Source organism: Legionella stuttgartensis (assembly GCF_977063405.2).
On the sequence record NZ_CDRUHA020000044.1, the window covers coordinates 32,508 to 52,044 of the forward strand.

Genomic DNA, 19,537 nt, shown 5'->3' on the forward strand with positions numbered 1-19,537 from the left:
GGGTAACATGAGTATTTGAGCTAAAACCTTAAAGTAATTTTCTGCTACACTTAAAATACAAACTGTCTTCCAAGGTTAGGTATGCGCTACCTCTTTATTTTGATAGCTCTTCTATCCCAACCACTTTTTGCTAAACCATCCGAAGCCATCTTTGCTGGTGGTTGTTTTTGGTGTGTTGAAGCCGATTTTGATAAAGTTCCTGGGGTTTTAGAGACTATTTCAGGCTATGATGGTGGTACTGAGCCTAAACCTGGTTATGCATTGGTCTCATCGGGTAAAACTGCTTATGTGGAGGTTGTGCGTGTTGTCTATGATAGTGACAAAGTGACCTATAAACAATTACTGGATTTTTATTGGCGTCATATCGACCCAACGGTACAAAACCAGCAATTTTGCGATGTTGGTAAGCAATATCGCAGTGTCCTTTTCTATTTAAATGACGATCAAAAAAAAGCAGCTTTAGCTAGTATTGATGGAATAAAAAAACGATTTCCTAAGGTATATACTGAGGTAATTCCCTCTACAACGTTTTATCCTGCAGAAGACTATCATCAAGATTATTATCAAAAAAATCCAATTCGTTACAAATATTATCGTTACAATTGTGGTCGTGATGCACGAATCAAGGAGTTATGGGATGAAAAGTCTCGTTAGTTTCATTGTAAGCTTGTTTATGCTAAGTACTGCCATGGCCTACACGCCTGAATTTAACAAACCCGAAAAACTAAAACAGCTTACGCCTTTGCAATACCAAGTGACTCAAAAGGCTGCTACAGAAAAACCTTTCGATAATCCCTATTGGAATAATGAACAAGCCGGAATTTATGTGGACATAGTTTCAGGAGAACCTCTGTTTAGTTCTCTGGATAAATATGACTCGGGAACCGGTTGGCCTAGTTTTACAAAACCCATAAATAAGGCAAATGTTATTTTAAAACCTGATAGACACTATTTGTTTTTTGTGCGAACTGAAGTGATTTCTAAAAATGCGCAATCTCATTTAGGGCATGTATTTAATGACGGCCCAAAACCTACCGGCGAACGATATTGCATGAATTCGGCAGCATTGCGATTTATCCCAAAAGATCAAATGAGCAACGAAGGCTATGAAGAGTATTTAACTCTGTTTAAATAGATTGCTTATGAAACTCATAAAGCCTGTGCATCGCTGTCCCTATCACTAACAAAGAAAAGATCATTGCTAAACTTAGGAAGTGGTTTGGCCAAAGCATCATGGCTATAAAAAAAACAAAGGCTTCAGCTCTTTCTATTAATCCTGGACTGTAATGAAAACTTTTTTCTGAATCATTAGTCTTAAAAATACCCACCACAAGAAAACTCGTGATACAAAGTAGTATACTCGCCATCATTAACAAAGACCCAAGACCTCGCTCATTAGGATTAATAGCCCATAAGGCAAACACAACACCCACCTCAACCACGCGATCAGTCATAATATCCAATACACTACCCCAGTCAGAGCAATGGTTAGTCAGACGAGCAATAGTACCATCGAGGGTATCACAATATCCAGACAGTAATAGTAAACTAATGGCCAGATAGGGTAGGTTTAGCCACAGTGCGGGTATTACTAAAAGACCCAATACGCCAGAAAAGAAGGTGACTTGATTTGGGGTCACTCGCTCTATCAACACAGGAGTGATTGGATTGACACAAAGGCGTTGATACAATGGCCTAAGGTATTGTTCTATCATAGATTTATCCTAATTTATTTAGCCAACGAACAAAAGTTCGAATTTTAGAAGAAAATATAAACGGCCTATAATACTCTCCCGCAACTCGCTTACTAATTTCACTAAAAGTGGGATACGCTGCAATCGCATCGGTAAAAGTTCGCAAATTTTTCCCTTCTTTAACGGCTATAACCCAAGGTAAAATTAATTCACCTGCATGAGCGCCCACTATGCTCACACCCAAAATTTTAGCTTTTTTACCGGTTATGATTTTAATTTTGCCATTTACTTTATTTTCCGCTTGGGCTCTGTCCACCTCGGCGAAGGCAAATTCTGTGATTTTTAAAGTGGGGTCTTTTAAAGCCTCACTCGCCAATAGGCCCACATGGGCTAATTCGGGCTCAGTATAAGTCACCCAAGGCACCGCTTTGTAATCTATTTTTGCAGGCCATTTAAAAGCAATATTTCTCAATGCAATACCCGCTTGATAACTAGCCATGTGCGTAAATTGATGAGGCCCTGTCACATCGCCTATGGCGTATATTTTTTTATTAGTGGTTTGAAGTCTGGCATTCGTGTTTATCCCTTTGGTGGTGTATTGAACGCCTGCTTTTTCCAAATCGAGCCCGTCCACATTAGCCACACGACCTGTTGATACCAACAAATGCGACCCAGTGATGGTAATTGGGTTGTCCTGGTTTTCCAAATGAACACTAATAGTCTTATCAACACTCTCTTCTATTTTGTCAATTTTAATGTGTTCATAAAGTGCTATCTGCATCGACTCAAGTTGACTTCGAATAATAGCCACGCAATCGGCATCATCCTTAGGAAGAATAGTAAAGGCTTCTAAAATGGTGATTTTAGACCCAAGCATTGCAAAAGCCTGAGCTAATTCACAGCCTATAGGACCTCCGCCGATAACAATCAAATGCTCAGGTTGTACTTTTAGGTTAAAGATGGTTTCATTAGTTAAGTAAGAGACCTTGTTTAAGTTCTGGATAGGAGGGATGGCCGGAGATGAGCCGGTAGCAATCACAAAATGTTTGGCCTGAATAATTTTCCTTTTTAATTTAAACTGTTTAGGCCCTATAAAACGTCCTGCTTCTTGAATAACCTGAACACCTAGAGAGGTAAAACGTTCCACCGAATCATTTTTGGCAATACACGCTATCACATTTTGCACCTGTTGCATCACTTGCAAAAAATCAATTTTCACCGATTTTGCCTGAATACCTAAAACAGTCGAATGTTTGGTTTGATAAAAGATTTTGGCAGTGTTCAATAGCGTTTTAGAAGGGACGCAACCGTAATTTAAACAATCACCTCCCATTTTGTTTGGTTCAACCAATACCACTTGTAATCCCAATTGAGAGCAACCTGCAGCGATACTTAAGCCTGCAGAACCCCCGCCAATAATGGCCAAATCACAAAATAAATCTTTATCTTTCATTTTTTCAGTACCCTGTTTACCCTTTTTTTTGTAAAAAACAGGAATCAAAGAAAGAGCGGCTAATCCTAATAAAGGTAGAATAAATTTGGGTTCAAAAATAATCCCCAGATTAGGCTGAAGGCTTGCTGCAAATAGTTCGCCCAATCCATTACCAACAGACACATAGACAATAGAGCCAGGAATAATTCCTATAAAAGTGGCTATGATAAAAGTATAGGCGCTCACACCCAGTAAGGCAGAAACGATATTAATCACCCAGAAAGGAAATAATGGGATAAGTCGCAAGGTGAGCAAATAAGAAAATGCATTGTCTTTAAACCCAGAACGCATCCGCTTAACCCAACCTGAAGCACGCTTGGAAAACACTTCGCCTAAGGACGATTGGACTGCAAAAAAAAGAATCGTTGCACCTAAAGTGGCACTTAGAACCACCAAAAAAGTTCCCCAAAGTATTCCAAATAAGAAGCCGCCTATTAAAGTCAAAAAGATAGCACCTGGAATAGAGAGAGCTACGGCCACTGTATAAATTAGTATAAAAACTAAAGAGGCTAGATAAAAATGTGATTTTGTCATGGCTATAAGCCATTCATGATTGTCTCGTAAATTGGCAAAACTTACGTATTTATTTAAGCCTAAACCAAAAAAAAGACCTAATAACACTATTATTATTAAAAGGGGAAGCCACGATTTTATTGCACTAACTTTCATTAGATGATGTCCTTTTCATTATTCACATAACTCTCCTATTTACTTATCAGGAGTTTTTGACTTTCGGCTAAAATGAAAATCCTTTTTTATTTGCCAATAGTGACGTTGAGCTTTAATTGGCATCAAAAGTAACCGTATAAGACTATTATCTGATGGCTTGGAATAGCCAGGCACACCAATTATGATAGCTTGTTGGGGAATATCTAATTTGATTGTTTGATGCAACCTATCCCAAAATGAAAATACAACCCCATAATTACTATTGGTTTCATCTAGATAATTGGAATGATGAATGCCATGCATTCTTGGAGTAACGATAATTTTATTAATTAGCCGTTCAAAGCGAAAAGGCAATTTGATATTGCTGTGTTGAAAAAAAGTATGTGCTTGAAAAAAAAATTCATAGCAAAAAAAGAGTAAAGGACTCACTCCAATCAACCCTAATTGCACCAACCTAAAGAGACTCGAATACATAATTTCCACACAATGAAAACGCATAGCGGTTGAAACATCTAAGTCAGGATCAGCGTGATGCACGACATGGAATCGCCACAATAACGGAAGTTTATGATTTAGAGTATGCCAGTAGTAAAAGCTTAAATCCATTAACAAAAACCCAAGTACAAACAGTACCCATTGATTAAAGGGAAGCATAGAGAGAAGACCCAAATCATGGCTAAAGGTGAAAAGGACTGTGACTTTTGCTAAGGGGCTAATTAACAGGCTTGCGATGACATAAACCAAGACGGTAAAGGTGAAATTAATCGCTAATCGCTGCAATAATGGGCGAGTTGCTTTTCTTAAAGGCCACTTTTTTTCTAAAACAAACAATGACAAATAAATAAGAGTAAGAATGAGTACTAAGTAATATTGTACTGTACTGTAATTGATCTCAGACATTAGTTTAAAAGGCTCGTGAATTGTTTCTATAAACTTGCCTATAAAAATGGCTCAAGTCAATCCAATTATAATTATCTTTATTCATAGTCATCATTTTTCTCTTAAATTAGTGGTAGTTGTTGGACTGAAAATATTTTTCTATTTTCAATGTGTCTCTGTAAGAGTAAATGGTGTTCTTGCTTACATTTTTTTGTTTGGGTAATTAAACAGTAAGAAATTCAGTAAGATATTCTGCAAAATCAGTTGGTTTCATCGTTATCGCCTTGCAAATCAGGGATTATTCCTGGGTACCTAGTCTCCATTTTCAACTTTATATCGGGAAACACATCGATCGTCATACGAAGGTAATAGTAACTGTTCGAGGAAATACACCTACCGCAGAATTTAAAATTTTCTAAACTAAGCCTCTCAAAAAGAGGAGCTAGAAATGAAATCAAAAGAAGAATACTGGGAGCGTCTATTTAAAGGATATGAGCGAAGTGGGTTATCGCAAGAAGAATTCTGCAGCGAACAAGGCATTCCTATTGCAAAATTCAAGTATCAATGGCGTAAAAAGTTTGGCGCAAGGAGCAATAAAACTACAGTGCAAAATAGTTCTGAGAAACCCGGTGATTTTGAACCAGTACTTATTAGTAAAAATGAGTCTGTTTCCCCAGAACCTGTAACGAGCCAATCTATTATTATCCAATTTCCCAATCAGATTTGCTGTGAAGTACAAATAGATATCAAGAGCCGAGATTTTTCCTCCTTACTGAATCAATTGAGGTTGCTATGCTGATTCCAGAAGAAGTACAGGTTCATTTATATTGCGGCATTACTGATATGAGGAAGTCGATTAATACGCTGGCGATTTTGGTCAAAGAAGTATTCGGCATGGAACTGGAGCCAGGGCATTTATTTTTATTTCGTAGTCGCTGTGGCTCCAAACTCAAAGCCCTGTACTATGAGGCGTGTAGTTTTACTTTATGGTACCGTAGGCTAGAGAAAGGACAATTCATTTTCCCTCGTAGCCATATTGAGTTAACAAAAGACCATTTAAATTGGCTGATAGCTTCTAATAAATACACGTTTCATCAAGGAGAAGAGCCTGTAATTTATCGCGATTTTCATTAAAAAAAGCTCAGAACATCATGGTGGATATGGTATAATTCCACCATGAAAATGACTCCTGACCACTCTATTTTTTCTTCAGAATTTCAAGCGATTCTCGTCCCACTTCAAGATGAAAATCAAGTCTTAAAGCAAGAAGCCCAGGAATGGAAAGAGAAATACCATCATCTTCTTGAGCAATTGCGCCTGGCCAAACAGCAACCCTTTGGTCGCTCATCAGAAGCCCATATAGGGCAAGGCGAATTGCAATTTGATGAAGCGGATTCGGTTGAGAGCACTGAGCTTCCAGAAGAGGAAAATACCATTACGGTAACCTACACCCGGAAGAAGCCAGTCAGACGCCCAATACCTGCGCATTTACCTCGTGAAGTAATCGAGCACGATATTACAGAAGAAGAAAAATTCTGCGTCTGTGGGTGTATGAAGCAACGTATTGGGGAAGCAGTTACCGAGCAGTTAGAGTATGTTCCAGCGCGTCTTTCTGTCATTGCCCATGTTCGCCTTAAATATGCCTGCAATCGTTGTGATGAGGCAGTCACTATTGCCCCTATGCCTTCGTTATTCCTTCCTAAAAGCATGGCTACTCCAAGTCTTGTAGCTCATGCCATCGTTAGTAAATACGAAGACCATTTACCTTTGTATCGCCAGGAGAAAATATGGGCTCGATTAGGGATTGAGATGCCAAGAAACACCGTATGTGGCTGGATAATGGCGGCATACGAGGTGTGTGAACCCATGGGACAAGCGCTTCATGGGGAACTTATTACATCGAACTATCTACAAGCAGATGAAACCACTATGCACGTCATGGATGAGCCGAATCGAAAGAATACCAGCACCAGTTATATGTGGGTCTATCGTAACCACCGGCCCGATAAAAAAGTAGTTCTTTTTGATTACCAGCAAACAAGGCAAGCGCAGTGGCCCAAACAAATACTTAAGGATTTTAAGGGCTATCTGCAAACTGATGGGTATAAGGGCTATGATTGGGTGGATGACCACCCGGATATTATCCATTTGGGGTGTTTGGCTCACGCCAGGAGGCCTTTTGCTAAGCTTGTAAAACTGGCTAAAACCACGGGGAAGTCGTATCAGGCTGTAGCCTACATTAAGAAACTCTACCTTATTGAGCAGAATGCCCGTAACAATCACTATTCTCATCAGCAACGATATGAGCTTCGCTTGCAGCAGGCAAAGCCGATTCTTGACGAACTGAAAAGCTGGTTGGATAAAACCATCAAAACAACAGCCCCCCAATCGGAACTGGGCAAAGCTCTCGATTATATGTATGGCAGATGGGGTGAGCTCACCGCTTATCTTTTGGATGGTTCCCTTGAGATTGATAATAATCTCATAGAAAACCTCATCAGGCCCTTTGCTTTGGGCAGAAAAAATTGGATGATGTCGGGTAGTCCAAGAGGTGCCCATGCCAGTGCATTATTCTATAGCCTCATTGCAACGGGTAAAGCTAATGGGCTCAATCCCTTCCATTACTTGAAAATTCTTTTTGAAAATATCAGCTCTTGTAGAACAGCGGAGGACTATAAGGCTCTCTTGCCTTTTAACCTGACAGGATTAAACTAATTGTTCCTTTCCATGCAACCCGTATTTCCACGAACGTTTACGTTCTATCTAAAATTTTTTTGAAGATTGAGGCATCTCAATAACCAATTTTAAACATGAGTTATTGACACTTAGATATTTAGATGAATTTTTAAAATAGTCATTCTGGTGAGCTTGTGCTGCTCTCTTGAAAAGCGATAGTTTGATGATCCTTCCAAGCATATTTTATTTTTTAGTACTTTTAGTAATTAAAGACAGGCATGCGCTTTGTCCTTGGGATTACTCCTCGATTTGCAAGTGTAAACCCACCCTTTTTAGTGCCAAGCTAAACTAGAGGTTTCCGGGTGTTTGCTTAATCGGTATTGAACAGGCGTCATGCTGTTTAAAGCCTTATGCGGCCGTTCCTCGTTGTACTCCTTTATCCATGTTTGTGTGATTTCTTTTACCTCCGTTAAATTTCTGAATGCGTACATATTCAAGACTTCCGTTCGGTAAGTCCGGTTGAACCGTTCTATATAAGAATTTTGCGTAGGCTTTCCCGGCTGGATGAACTCAAGTTTGATACCATGTTGCTCCGCCCATTCAGCCATCGCGGTTGAAATAAATTCAGGACCGTTATCCAGTCGCAATTTCTTGGGGTAACCTCTTAACCCAGCAATTTGATCCAGTTCACGAATGACTCGCTTTGATGGGATATTTAAATCGATGGCGATCCCCAGCAATTCCCGATTAAAATCGTCAACAACGTTGAATGTTCGAAAGCGTCTGCCTGTCATCAATGAATCAGACATGAAATCAGCTGACCATGTCTGGTTTAATGTATCTGGAACAGCTAATCTTTCTGGATTGCGGCTCGGTAGCCTTTTTTTACCCTTGCGACGCAAATTCAGTTTTAAGCTCCGGTAAATTCGATAAACGCGTTTATGATTCCAGGCCAAACCTTCCTGCCTTAATTTGTCAAACATCATCTGAAATCCGTAGGAAGGATAGTCTTCAGCCAACCGCTGCAGAGCTGCAATGACAACCTGATCACGAGTGAGATCAGGCTCATATTTATAAGAACTTCGGCTAAGACCAACTACATTGCAGGCTGTGCGTAAACTTGCCTGATGGTATGTTATTGCATAATCCACGAGCTCTCGCTTTTCGGCTGGCTTTAAAGCTTTTTTTCGATAATATCTTTGAGAATCGTATGCTCTAAACTGAGGTTGGCAAACATCTGTTTCAGGCGCCGATTTTCTTCTTCCAAATCCTTCATTCGTTTGATGTCTGAAGCTTCCATTCCACCGTACTTTGCCTTCCAATTGTAATACGTTGCATCGGAAATACCGTATTCCCGGCAAACATCCTTTACTAGTCTGCCTGTCTCTACCGCTTTCAAAATACTGATTATCTGGCTTTCGTTATATCTCGATTTCTTCATCTAATTCTCCTCGGGTCATCATTATACCCGGAGAACTTTAATTTTGACTGGTCCAATTATAAGGGAGGATTACACAAGGCTTCGAAATCTATGCATAATAACATTACATTAAAAATACGGAAGAGCCGTGAAAACATATGGACAACAAATTTCTATGGACGATCTAAACCAATATAAAGCAAAACTTTTAGACTCAACAAGTGACGTTGTTCTAATTACAGATAACAATATAGACAACCCTATAATTCAGTATGTAAATAAAGCTTTTGAGAATCTAACTGGCTTTACTAAAGAAGAAGCGATTGGTCAAACGCCTCGCATACTGCAGGGCTCAAATACTGATAAAAATACGCTAAGACGCATAAAAAGATCACTGGTTCTTAAAAAGCCTGTTCGTGTTGAACTTCTTAACTATACTAAAGATGGCCGAGAATATTGGTTGGATTTTTCAGTAGTTCCACTATTCGATGATAAGGGCGAAGTTTCCTATTTTGGTGCGATAGAGAGAGATATTACCCAACAAAAAATCTCGCAGAATAACTTATACGAACTTGCAAATAAAGATCATCTCACAGGCGCAATTAATCGAAATCGCTTTTATGATGTTGCTGCTGTATCTTTTGCTAATCATCTCAGGAGCAACCTAAACTTTGCGATTATGGTCATTGATGTTGATAGCTTTAAACATATTAATGATACATTTGGGCATTTAGAGGGTGATGAACAGTTAAAGTTAATTTCATCTATATGTCTCAGTAATATTCGACAGACAGATTATTTATGTCGATTCGGTGGAGATGAGTTTATAGTACTGGTTCATGGAGTAGATAGCGATGCATTAAAAATTAAAGCGGATTCAATTATAACTGCCATATCAAATAATCAAGACATCAAAACCAGTGTAAGCATCGGTGCAACATTAGTAGATAAAAAGGATACGAATATTGACGATTTAATTGCTAGAGCAGATTTAGCACTCTATCAGGCTAAGAAAAAAGGGAAAGGCAATGTGAGCGTCCTTTTGGGGTTAAATGCCTAGTGATGTAATCAAGCAAATTTGTACACCCCAGTTAAGCCACTTTTTTTCAATAACTCCCAATAACGATTTTCAAATTGATTCGTACTTTGATAATCCTACAACCAGGTGATTCCCTTATCACCATATTAACTTGTTGAAAATAAAATTCACTAGAGTTAAATGAATTATATATCTCTTCCATAATTTAATCCGATTGTATTCTCAGGGTAATTTACCCTGCTTTCTAAACCTTGACCAAGAAGCTCATGGGTCATAAACACATTTTCTGCTTCCTCGGCAAACACCCTTTTGGCTTTATCAGATAATTCAACCCGTATTTCCCCGAACGCATACCCTAAATACGGGTTGCATTGATATTGATGCTTTGCGCTGAAGCAAATCAAGCCCATTGGGTAATTCTATTCATCTTGGCATTATTTTTTATTCTGGGAAGAATTCTTCATGCTTATGCTTTTATTTATAATAAAAAGCATTTCAAATTTCGTGTGCGGGGAATGGTTCTGACGTTTTCTGCACTTTTTTCCTTGCGGTGTTAAACATTAGTTTAATACTTTATAAACTCGGGTGATAAAACAATTATTTTTTTACCCTGCATAAATCTGTTCAAAGTATTTACTTTTTCTGAGCGGGCAATCTATTAGAAAAAGAATTATTGAGATCGCTGGACTTATTATACTCAGAAGCATTATGCACACCAAATTTGATTTAGGCAACATCGCCACGCGAAGATGCCAATAATCCAAATTTCTTAGAAATTAAGTGGTCAAGAGATAGTGAACCCGGGCCATAAAATAAAATCAAAGCAAGCAGCATAGCCCAGTAACGATGGTCTATTAAATCGAGATAGGTAAACTGAATGACAGCGGTCATAGCCAGTAAAGGCAATGTTGCAAGTCTTGTTGCAAACCCAAAGATAAGAAGTACAGGGCAAGCGAGCTCAAAAGAGGTTGCAAGACAAGCAGTAATTTCTGGAGGCACAAAAGGAACTTTATACTCTTCCCTAAACAAGAAGACGGTCGACTGCCAGTTTGATATTTTAGTCATGCCAGAATACCAGAAGATTTTAGCCATCCAAAAGCGCATGAATAAAACAAGCACAGGAAGGGCAATTTTCTCCAAAACCTTTGTAACTAATAGATAAATCTGAATGATTTTAGAAATGAACGGCTTATTTATAGAAGTCTCTACCGAATTATTGAGCATTATTGCCTCCGGTTTTAATGATATTGTCGACCAGCTGCTCCTGTAACACAAAAGCAACTGCTGAAGTTAAGTCAAAATTTTGATTGATTGTTTGTGCATACTGGACGCTCTCTAAAAGCTTTGCACCTTCAAATAATTTCTTTATGAAATGCCACTGATCTTCGGCAATCCAATAGGTATGTATTTCGTTTTCCTTACAGCCAATAACACCATAAGCTGCTTCTGTCTTAAGGGTAATTGCTTTTGAACTACAATTCTCAATGGTATCATGAATATCAAACAACGGGTATTTGGACTGAAAAATACAAACTGAAGGACAAAAATTCAGTTTGATATGATCTATTTCCTCTTCGGGGATGGTCATTAAATCTTGAGGAGAAATGGACTTAGAGTCTACAGCCCCATACGCCAAATGTTTGAGCCATTCATAGTGGGCATAATCACTTAAATAGGGCAACTCAGACAGTTGCTGTAATGTGGATAGAAAGTCAGGGAAATCTCCACCAAAATCATCAAGCCAGCCTGTCTTTGGTAAGTACTTATCCTTTTTGCAATAAGTATAGGCAACACTATTGGCACACTCATTGCCGATTAATTTCCAAACGCCTGGATAAGTAATCCTCAAAGCATTGATCATATTTTCAAAAATAGTCTGACGATAAACATCTAGCCGTTCTTGGGAGAAATCCGAGCTTATAAAACTTAAATCATCGTCTTTTTTAAAGACATTTCGATAAAAAGACTGTTGTAACTTAAGTAATTCATGCATTTGCTACCCCCCTATTAACTTTGTAAGACGAGAGGTATGACTCGCATTTTGAAGCTTCCTCAATTAAAATATTGAGAGAAGGGATGTCTGCATCCCATTCAAGTAAAGTTGGTATAGGGCCAAATCTTTGAACAGTATAATCGTATAGAGCCCACACCTCATCACACACATAATTATTGTGAGTATCTATACGCAGAGTACTATCGTTTGACAATTCTTTTATGGAATGACCAGCAATATGAATTTCTTTTACTAAATTAAATGGAATAGAATCAATGTACTCTTTGGTATTCCATCCGTGATTCCAGGATGAGATGAATAGGTTATTCACATCGAGCAGAATCTTGGCACCTGTTTGATTGCAAAGCTCCACCAAAAAATCGGATTCATGGAGCCTGGATGACTTATATTCTATATAGGAAGATGGGTTCTCAATAAGAATTTCTCGTTTTAAAAAATCCTGTGCTATCGATATACTACGCTTAAAGGTGTTAAAACTTTCTTCTGTATAAGGCACTGGAAGTAAATCAGGCATGTGTATGCCACCAACATGTCCCCATGAAAGATGCTCAGAAACAAATTTAGGCTGCACCTGATGAACAAGATTCGATAGACGATCCAAATGGACTTTGGAGATACCATCGGATGAACCCAAAGATAGCCCAACACCATGAAGGCTTATCGGATAATATTCGGAAATATTTAAAAGAGCTTTTATCTCATTTCCGCGGTTGGAGAAGAAATTTTCGCTATGAACTTCAAACCAGCCAATCGAAGGTCGCTCCTCTAGAACTTGTGTGTAATGAGGGTACCGAAGTCCAATACCTATTAGCGGGTTCAAAGTCATAATATACGAATCGATTAATTTGCAACTTCTATTTTATCTTTAATGTCTTGCCCAACAGCGCTAAAATCACCCGCATTTATTTTATCACATTGACCTTTTGGTACTAAGATCCACGATTCAGAATCACCTGCTTTATTTTGTCCAGCACAGGAGTGGGAAGAACCTTTGCAATCTGCTTTGTTTTCCTTAATTAATCCCTTGCCATCTTTAACAACGCTACATTTCTCCATTTCACCTTCAGCAAATGCAACACTAGTTGTTAAAGTTATCGCTGCTGCAACTGCTGTAAAAATTCCGCTTTTTATCATTTTAATGCTCCTTTATTAATATAACAGTTACATAACATGGTATTGGAAAATAATCATATTATTTCAGGACTATCCGATATGTTATCCTTTAAATGTAGCACCGATCAATTCGCTGTCAAGGTTAAACAAGTTTATAAATTTTCATGTTAAGGAGTAACTTGGGATTAAGATCCATCGTTGAGACTATTATTATTCTGTAAAATCCTTCCTTAAAATAATCAATACAACGCTAAATATTTGTAGAAAGAACGCTATTTCAGAATACAATTTATTACTACCTTCGATTGCAGTTGCTTTATTTTGAATAGTCACTTGATCAAGATATAAATTATCAATATATTCACCATAACGCTCAATTTCCTTTTTAACCTCTTTGACAATATCCGCTGTACTTGATGTTCCTGTTAACTCAGAAAAGTCTCTCAAATAGTCTTTTTTAATGACCTGAACTTCGACCTCATCTTTTACAGGTAAAACAGACAGAAGTATCGCGATATCAGCTCTGGTTTCTTTTTTTACTATATTGTTCCATACATCTTTAATGAGAATTTGTTTGTTCTGCGCTTGCATTTTCAAAGAAGATATAAGCAGCTCATTTTGTCTGATAAAGAAATATGAAATCACAGCTGAGCTAACCATCATGGAGAGAGCAAGAATTAAAACTAAATTACTAAGGTATTTACTTGTTTTACTCCTTTTTTTTTCTTTCATATTCCTTCTTCAGCTAATGAACATGATATTATCGATATATTAAGCTCAACGTTTTAATGAAAAGTTTAGGTGAATATTAAAAGATGTCAAGGCTTTCCCAGCCACGATTACTGGCTTACCGCTGACGGTAGTCTGTTTAAAGGCTATAGAGTCTGTATTAATCACCACAATTTCCCGAATCTTTACTTAATGAATACATACTCATTACATCATTTCCCCTTCCAAACTTCTTAATTCGAACCGCAAAACAAATCCGGATGCAAACTAAGTGGGGAGGAGGATTATATTAAAACAGTGCAACTTATTATAAGTCTTTAGGGTCGATGCCTTTAATTTTTGGCCAATTAATATTTGCCTTCTTTATGTTGCCAGGTATATTTTTTGCCCAAACATCTTGTGTTTTGCTGTTTAAATTTAGATACAGTGTTCCATCCACAATTCTCCAAGCTAAAGGATCACTCACTATTTTGCTCCCAACGGATACGCCATACGCGCAATATCCTCCATAAGCGGGAAGATATTTTTCAGGATTTGCAAGAAATGTTTTTTTGTTCTCTTGATTAGAAAAAATATAACTCACACCTTCATAATATTCCGTGTAGTTTCCGCTACCACGTACAGGCCCACCTTGTTGAAAATAAGACACAGGATCATACCCCTGAATACCCACCAAACTGTAGGAAATATCTGAAGCCCAGGCAAGAACTGGCATCATAAAAATAAATATTAATTGCGCTATATACAATGAGTTAAGTTTTTTCATCGCTGCTATCCTTATAAAAGTGTTAACCATATTTAAATCTTTTTACATTGAAGTGGCACGGAAAAACTTTCCCTGGACTTGCACCTGCCGCAAAACAAAGCGGCGCTTTTGTTGCAAAAAAATTGCGGCTCTTGTTTATAATAAACCATCCAATGCTACTTTTAATTACACACATTTAGGCAGCCTGGCGACCATTAGTAGAAAAGCATTAATAGTTGAATTAAATCATTTCAGCTTTTATGGAGCGCTTGCCTGATGGTTTTGAGGATTTGTCCATGTATCCTTCCTTGTAGGAGCACGAAATAAATTCTCTGTGCTGTCCAATTGAGTATGGTCCTTTTTTACTTTTAGAGCAAATAATTTACTTATTACCTCCATTAAGAAAAAGAAATACAGATAGAAAAAACCAATGATTTTAATGAATGACTAGAAACGAGGCATAATAGTGTTTTAGACAAAAGGATTCAATTGATGGACAAACAATTGTTCCTCAAGCCAAACATACAATTTTTTTACCAAATAGCTTGCCGCTTTCTCATCCTTCATTTCATAGATTAATTGTTCACAAATTTCTATGAAAGAAGCCTTGTTTTGGATTGCCTTTAACATATTTAGCTCTAACTTATCCAGTAGATAATATCTTATTTGAAGTTGGCGGCGCCAAATGACTAAAGATTGTGAATGAGCCATTTTTTTAGGACGAGGAGGATGCTTGTAACCATTTCTTGATGCTTTAATGAGGTCAAAACTGTTCCAATGCATTGATAATAAATGACAAGATGGATGAAGATAAAATTTCATGTCAGGCCATTCGCTTCCAGGCACAAGATGTAACTCCGTTGTTGTAAGTAGCGTTGCGTCAGCTGCTGTAAACGCCTGCGCTTCAGCCCATTCGTAGGATGCAATTTCTCCTAAATGCGGCCTTTTATTATAGGGTGGTTTTTCAGACAGAAATTTACTTAGGTGTTGACCAAAAAAATTAAGAGAATAGCTGTATGAGGGGTATAATCCCACATAATCTTGACACATTTGACTGAACTCATCTTGACCCATTAATACTGCTAACGTTTGATAATCACTTAATAGTGTTTCTTCAAGCCTGCTATAAAATCCATCAGTGTATATCGCTATTCTGTCAGCAATACAACCTTTTGGTGGCAGTTGTAAATAGGGTTCAATAAGCGGTTCATCGCTCAAAATAGAGTTTTGTAATAATATATAGAGATCATCAGATGGTTTCATGCACTAAGCTCACTTTTGCTTTGGACAAGCTTGTTTGCTTGATTTTTTTTGCATAGTCTAATTCCTGCCATAGTTCTTCAAATGTTGGAATATGGTCATCTCGTTCAATCATGGTTGAAATATCACCAAATCGGTTAATCGCTTTAGCATATAGCTCCCAGACTTCTTTGATAACTGGGTGATCGTGTGTATCAATAATATATTCACCACAATTCATATGGCCTGCTAAATGAAATTGTTGGACCCGGTTTACTGGAATATGGTTTAGATAAGTTTCTGAATCAAAACCATGATTAAAAGCGCTTACATAGATATTATTAATATCCAATAAAATGAAACAATCTGCTCGATTGGCTATTTCAGATAAAAACTCCCACTCAGTCATTTCAGATTGTTTATAAGTGATATAGCTGGAAACGTTTTCTAATACTAGTTGCCGTTGATAGAAATCTTGTACACTTTTGACCCGTTCAACAATATGGCTAATCATTTTCTCAGTATAAGGAAGGGGTAATAGATCATGCATATTTCGTTGATGTACACCAGTCCAGCACAAGTGATCGGAAATCCATTTTGGCTCTATTCGGTCAGCTAGTTTTTTAACTTTGCTTAAGTAGTCACTATTTAGTGGATCTGAACTTCCGATTGATAAAGAAACCCCATGCATAACCATAGGATAATGTTCGCGAATCTTATCTAAATAATAAAGTGGATTTCCTCCATCAACCAAGTAATTTTCCGTAAGAATTTCAAACCAATCGATTGTTGGTACATGTTCTAAAATATATTGATAATGTTCTGTTCTAAGACCAAGCCCCATACCTAGAGGTGGATAGGGTATGCGAACCTCTTGACTCTTCTCCATCGATTGTACCATCCTGGCGGTAGTTCCTATGAGTATTGATGCCTCATTCAAGACATCAATAGTTATATCAATACAGATTATGATTTACATTTGTGGTTGCTTTTACAATTGCTACTACCTTTGCAGCTGTTCGTACCCTTACAACTGTTAGTGCCCTTGCATTTATTAGTGCCTTTACAACTATTATGGCTAGTTTTACACTTATTTGTACCCTTACAATTATTAGTCCCTTTACATTTGTTAGTGCCTTTACAGCTATTATGCCCCTTACAACTGTTTTTTTCTGACTTCATCATAGTAGTATTACTACCTGAGTTAGTCTCTTGGCTTGCTGCTGCATTTACGCCAGAGGTAAATAAAGCCGCGGCTGCAGCTGCTATAATTAAACTTCGCTTGTCCATTTTAAGCTCCCTGTTGATAATATTATCCAGCTTAAAGGTAGCTGATTAATTGATAAATTGCAAAAACCAGGCAAAACCACTCAACTGCCTAAGCTCTGTTTATCAAAGGCAAATCTTGTTGTGAGCCATAAACTTGGCATATTACTTCACGTTATTTTCCTGCATTTTTGAATAGTGGCAAATACTTACCATAACCTCTTTTCTGCAGATCCTTGACTGGAATAAATTCCAGCGCCGCAGAATTCATGCAAAAACGTTTATTGGTGGGCGGAGGGCCGTCATCAAAAACATGCCCCAAATGTGATTTTCCATGTTTGGAAATCACTTCAGTCCGACTAGTAAACATGCTGCTATCATCTTTATATATTATGTTTCCAGGTTCTAGCGGTTTGGTAAAACTCGGCCAGCCAGTCTTAGAGTCATATTTATCGAGCGAAATAAATAATGGTTCACCGGTAACAACATCAACATAAATACCCTGCTCTTCATTATTCCAATAAGCATTATTAAACGGGGATTCTGTACCCTGTTGTTGAGTAACATTATATTGAATTGTTGATAATTTTTGTTTGATGACAGCATCTGAAGGTCGTTTATAGGCTTGTTCTGCATAGGCTGTCAAAGAGGCAACACTCATGAAAAAAAATAACAAACCTTTGATAATACGCTTCATGGTGGTTTCTCACTGATTAATGCTCTAATCTTAAGTATAGTCAGAATTCCGAACAACAGAATTCCGAACAACTGTCAATTTCCTTGACGTAAGTTATATGGTCTGCTACAAATATAAAGGGCAAGAGGATACTGTCGTATTCCAATCTATCCAAAAATAAGGAGAAGTATCGTGCAACGTATTAAAAAAATCTCTATCGCTAACGCACAAGGCAAAGCCAAAGAGCTACTAGAAGGCACAAAAAAAGCTATGGGCACTGAATTAAATCTATTCAGCACATTTGCCAACTCACCAGCGGCACTGGAAGCCTACATTGGGATTATGACCTCTCTTAGCAAAGGTGCTCTTAACCCTAAACTACGCGAACAAATCGCATTGGTCTCAGCAGGTTATAATGGCTGTAACTACTGCGCATCCGCTCATACCTATCTTGGAGAAAAAGCAGGGATTAATAAAGATGAACTTAAAGAAAACCTCTCAGGAAAATCGTCTGATAAGAAAACACAAGTGGCTCTCAATTTTGCTACTCAACTGATTGAACGTCGTGGTGGGGTGAGTGAGTTCGACATCAAGACTGTCCGTGAAGCTGGATTTAGTGATGAAGAAATGGTTGAAATTTTAGCGCATGTAGCGATGAACACTTTCACTAACTACTTCAACGAAGCATTCAAGACGGACATCGACTTTCCTGTCGTTGATACCCATAAAGGACGTAGTGCAGCATAAATTATTCTAAGGGGTGGCTTAAAAACCACCTCCTTAATAGAAAATCCAAATTATATTTTGCCCCAAATACAAACCACCCTAAGATTCAATCCTCAAGTTTTTATTCTTGACTTTATAGAACGTCGATTTACAGCGGTTGAACTGGAAGATCCAGAGATCTCGAAATACCAATTGACTCAATGGACAAGCTTTTTGGTATCTACGTTTTTATTTTAGAACAAAAAACATCAGAGAAAAAGTTGCCATTCTTATTAGCGATCAATTGCCCCACACATTTTTCCCGAAATAGATACTATTCTATGGCGGGATATTTATCTTTTAATTGTTCGTGTCTTCCCAAGCTAGACTAGACATCATTATTATAAAAAAATCAGGACCAGAAGAAGGAGTATATATTCGTGCTGGAACCACAAATAGAAAAGCTGACACAGAAATGATTAAAGAGTTAAATCGCATAGTCAGCAATCAAACTTTTGATGAGCAACCCTTAACTGCATTGAACTCCGAAGCGATAGACTTCAGAGCTGCTTTAGAGCAATTCGAAAAAATTAGGAAGATCAATAAGAAAGATCTAGAAACGGTCGTTATCTTAATGGATTATCAAGGCAAAAAAGTACCTACAGTTTCAGGGTTAATATTATTTGGTAAGGACAGAGCCAAAATATTTCCAGATGCATGGATTCAAGCGGGTCGATTTCAAGGAACAGACAAGAGCTTGATTGTAGATAATGCTGAATTTCATAATTCTCCTGGAAAAGCAATTAAAGAAACAAGCTTTGCTTTTAATGAGGCTATACTGACGAAACAGCCCGATGCAAAGAACGTCATTCCTCCTCCATCAGTTGCCGTGATTAGCTGGAAAGCGAACACTCAGCGCGACGATCATTTTTGCCTTTTGCAGGACGTGGGGTGTATGGTATGGCAAAAGAAAAACAATTATGGTTTGCGCAGCCATATAGAGTTGGCTATTTTGCGTTACAAAAAAGTCATGGGGACAGCCATGAAAGCAAGGGAATTACCTCAGCAAAAAACAGAAGGTGGGATTGCTACGCGTGCTTTAAACCGAATCACTTCACTGGGTATGCCATTCTCTGTGAAAGTGAAGTAAAACCAATCCGGTTAGGTGAAATGTTGCCTAA

At 37.9% G+C, this 19,537-nt stretch carries 23 protein-coding genes; 10 read left to right on the forward strand and 13 right to left on the reverse strand.

The features are described 5' to 3' along the window. Positions 1-81: 81 nt before the first annotated feature. Both msrA and msrB (ACWTEW_RS11095) read left to right on the forward strand, forming a co-directional pair. Positions 82-654, forward strand: a complete 573-nt coding sequence (gene msrA / locus ACWTEW_RS11090; RefSeq protein WP_131774940.1) for a peptide-methionine (S)-S-oxide reductase MsrA — start codon at positions 82-84, stop codon at positions 652-654. Continuing rightward, positions 638-1,135 (forward strand): peptide-methionine (R)-S-oxide reductase MsrB, encoded by a 498-nt coding sequence (gene msrB, locus ACWTEW_RS11095; RefSeq protein ID WP_165482901.1) that lies wholly within the window; start codon positions 638-640, stop codon positions 1,133-1,135. Before msrA ends, msrB (ACWTEW_RS11095) begins: the two co-directional genes overlap by 17 nt. Here msrB (ACWTEW_RS11095) and ACWTEW_RS11100 read toward each other — a convergent pair. Genes ACWTEW_RS11100 through ACWTEW_RS11110 form a run of 3 tightly spaced genes read right to left on the reverse strand, consistent with a single transcriptional unit; the run spans position 1,128 to position 4,755 of the window. After that, positions 1,128-1,715 (reverse strand): CDP-alcohol phosphatidyltransferase family protein, encoded by a 588-nt coding sequence (locus ACWTEW_RS11100; protein WP_131774942.1) that lies wholly within the window; start codon positions 1,713-1,715, stop codon positions 1,128-1,130. The genes msrB (ACWTEW_RS11095) and ACWTEW_RS11100 overlap by 8 nt on opposite strands. 4 nt (positions 1,716-1,719) lie before the next feature. Further along, positions 1,720-3,855: an FAD-dependent oxidoreductase gene (locus ACWTEW_RS11105; RefSeq protein ID WP_131774943.1), complete on the reverse strand. Its 2,136-nt coding sequence runs from the start codon at positions 3,853-3,855 to the stop codon at positions 1,720-1,722. Between the two features lie 39 nt (positions 3,856-3,894). Next, a complete protein-coding gene (locus tag ACWTEW_RS11110; RefSeq protein WP_131774944.1) occupies positions 3,895-4,755 on the reverse strand; it encodes a sterol desaturase family protein in 861 nt (286 codons plus the stop codon). Between the two features lie 427 nt (positions 4,756-5,182). Here ACWTEW_RS11110 and tnpA point away from each other — a divergent pair, with 427 nt between their 5' ends. Genes tnpA through tnpC form a run of 3 tightly spaced genes read left to right on the forward strand, consistent with a single transcriptional unit; the run spans position 5,183 to position 7,449 of the window. Then, on the forward strand, positions 5,183-5,533 hold the full coding sequence (gene tnpA, locus ACWTEW_RS11115; protein WP_131774945.1) for an IS66 family insertion sequence element accessory protein TnpA: 351 nt from the start codon (positions 5,183-5,185) through the stop codon (positions 5,531-5,533). Beyond that, complete coding sequence (tnpB, locus tag ACWTEW_RS11120) at positions 5,527-5,868, forward strand: IS66 family insertion sequence element accessory protein TnpB (protein ID WP_131774946.1); 342 nt, start codon at positions 5,527-5,529, stop codon at positions 5,866-5,868. The genes tnpA and tnpB overlap by 7 nt, the downstream gene beginning before the upstream one ends. Before the next feature lie 42 nt (positions 5,869-5,910). Beyond that, positions 5,911-7,449: an IS66 family transposase gene (tnpC, locus tag ACWTEW_RS11125; RefSeq protein ID WP_131774947.1), complete on the forward strand. Its 1,539-nt coding sequence runs from the start codon at positions 5,911-5,913 to the stop codon at positions 7,447-7,449. A gap of 293 nt (positions 7,450-7,742) precedes the next feature. Here tnpC and ACWTEW_RS11130 read toward each other — a convergent pair. Beyond that, a protein-coding gene (locus tag ACWTEW_RS11130) for an IS3 family transposase (RefSeq protein ID WP_131774948.1) occupies positions 7,743-8,851 on the reverse strand; the annotation gives its coding sequence in 2 pieces (ribosomal slippage) (positions 7,743-8,599 and positions 8,599-8,851; 1,110 coding nt in all). A 127-nt stretch (positions 8,852-8,978) separates the two neighbouring features. Between ACWTEW_RS11130 and ACWTEW_RS11135 the strand changes: the two genes are divergently transcribed. Next, positions 8,979-9,890, forward strand: a complete 912-nt coding sequence (locus ACWTEW_RS11135) for a sensor domain-containing diguanylate cyclase (RefSeq protein WP_131774949.1) — start codon at positions 8,979-8,981, stop codon at positions 9,888-9,890. 356 nt (positions 9,891-10,246) lie between these two features. Then, positions 10,247-10,426 (forward strand): MAPEG family protein, encoded by a 180-nt coding sequence (locus ACWTEW_RS11140; RefSeq protein WP_341273503.1) that lies wholly within the window; start codon positions 10,247-10,249, stop codon positions 10,424-10,426. Between the two features lie 169 nt (positions 10,427-10,595). Here the strand turns inward: ACWTEW_RS11140 and ACWTEW_RS11145 are convergent, their stop codons facing one another. From ACWTEW_RS11145 to bufB (ACWTEW_RS11180), 8 genes are all read right to left on the reverse strand, one after another. Beyond that, positions 10,596-11,093 carry a DoxX family protein gene (locus ACWTEW_RS11145; protein WP_061489745.1) on the reverse strand — a complete coding sequence of 166 codons (498 nt, stop codon included), beginning with the start codon at positions 11,091-11,093 and terminating at the stop codon, positions 10,596-10,598. Continuing rightward, positions 11,083-11,862 (reverse strand): HvfC/BufC N-terminal domain-containing protein, encoded by a 780-nt coding sequence (locus ACWTEW_RS11150; protein ID WP_131774951.1) that lies wholly within the window; start codon positions 11,860-11,862, stop codon positions 11,083-11,085. Before ACWTEW_RS11150 ends, ACWTEW_RS11145 begins: the two co-directional genes overlap by 11 nt. Next, complete coding sequence (bufB, locus tag ACWTEW_RS11155; RefSeq protein ID WP_131774952.1) at positions 11,855-12,709, reverse strand: MNIO family bufferin maturase; 855 nt, start codon at positions 12,707-12,709, stop codon at positions 11,855-11,857. The genes ACWTEW_RS11150 and bufB (ACWTEW_RS11155) overlap by 8 nt, the downstream gene beginning before the upstream one ends. Positions 12,710-12,723: 14 nt before the next feature. Then, the gene (bufA1, locus tag ACWTEW_RS11160) at positions 12,724-13,017 is read right to left on the reverse strand and encodes a BufA1 family periplasmic bufferin-type metallophore (protein ID WP_061489742.1); all 294 of its coding nucleotides are present in this window, start codon (positions 13,015-13,017) and stop codon (positions 12,724-12,726) included. A gap of 189 nt (positions 13,018-13,206) precedes the next feature. After that, on the reverse strand, positions 13,207-13,728 hold the full coding sequence (locus tag ACWTEW_RS11165) for a hypothetical protein (protein ID WP_131774953.1): 522 nt from the start codon (positions 13,726-13,728) through the stop codon (positions 13,207-13,209). 304 nt (positions 13,729-14,032) lie between these two features. Continuing rightward, positions 14,033-14,491, reverse strand: a complete 459-nt coding sequence (locus tag ACWTEW_RS11170; protein ID WP_165482902.1) for a YHS domain-containing (seleno)protein — start codon at positions 14,489-14,491, stop codon at positions 14,033-14,035. 450 nt (positions 14,492-14,941) lie between these two features. After that, a complete protein-coding gene (locus ACWTEW_RS11175; protein ID WP_131774955.1) occupies positions 14,942-15,733 on the reverse strand; it encodes an HvfC/BufC N-terminal domain-containing protein in 792 nt (263 codons plus the stop codon). Further along, positions 15,720-16,598, reverse strand: a complete 879-nt coding sequence (gene bufB, locus ACWTEW_RS11180; protein ID WP_131774956.1) for an MNIO family bufferin maturase — start codon at positions 16,596-16,598, stop codon at positions 15,720-15,722. The genes ACWTEW_RS11175 and bufB (ACWTEW_RS11180) overlap by 14 nt, the downstream gene beginning before the upstream one ends. Before the next feature lie 90 nt (positions 16,599-16,688). Here bufB (ACWTEW_RS11180) and ACWTEW_RS11185 point away from each other — a divergent pair, with 90 nt between their 5' ends. Next, positions 16,689-17,048 (forward strand): hypothetical protein, encoded by a 360-nt coding sequence (locus ACWTEW_RS11185; RefSeq protein WP_265678076.1) that lies wholly within the window; start codon positions 16,689-16,691, stop codon positions 17,046-17,048. Positions 17,049-17,150: 102 nt separating this feature from the next. Here the strand turns inward: ACWTEW_RS11185 and msrB (ACWTEW_RS11190) are convergent, their stop codons facing one another. Then, positions 17,151-17,672, reverse strand: coding sequence for a peptide-methionine (R)-S-oxide reductase MsrB (gene msrB, locus ACWTEW_RS11190; protein ID WP_131774958.1), 522 nt, complete (start codon positions 17,670-17,672; stop codon positions 17,151-17,153). 171 nt (positions 17,673-17,843) lie between these two features. Between msrB (ACWTEW_RS11190) and ACWTEW_RS11195 the strand changes: the two genes are divergently transcribed. Both ACWTEW_RS11195 and ACWTEW_RS11200 read left to right on the forward strand, forming a co-directional pair. Further along, entirely contained in the window at positions 17,844-18,398 is a 555-nt protein-coding gene (locus ACWTEW_RS11195; RefSeq protein ID WP_131774959.1) for a carboxymuconolactone decarboxylase family protein, read from the forward strand. Positions 18,399-18,726: 328 nt separating this feature from the next. Next, positions 18,727-19,506, forward strand: a complete 780-nt coding sequence (locus ACWTEW_RS11200) for a hypothetical protein (RefSeq protein ID WP_242605416.1) — start codon at positions 18,727-18,729, stop codon at positions 19,504-19,506. The last annotated feature ends 31 nt before the right edge of the window (positions 19,507-19,537 follow it).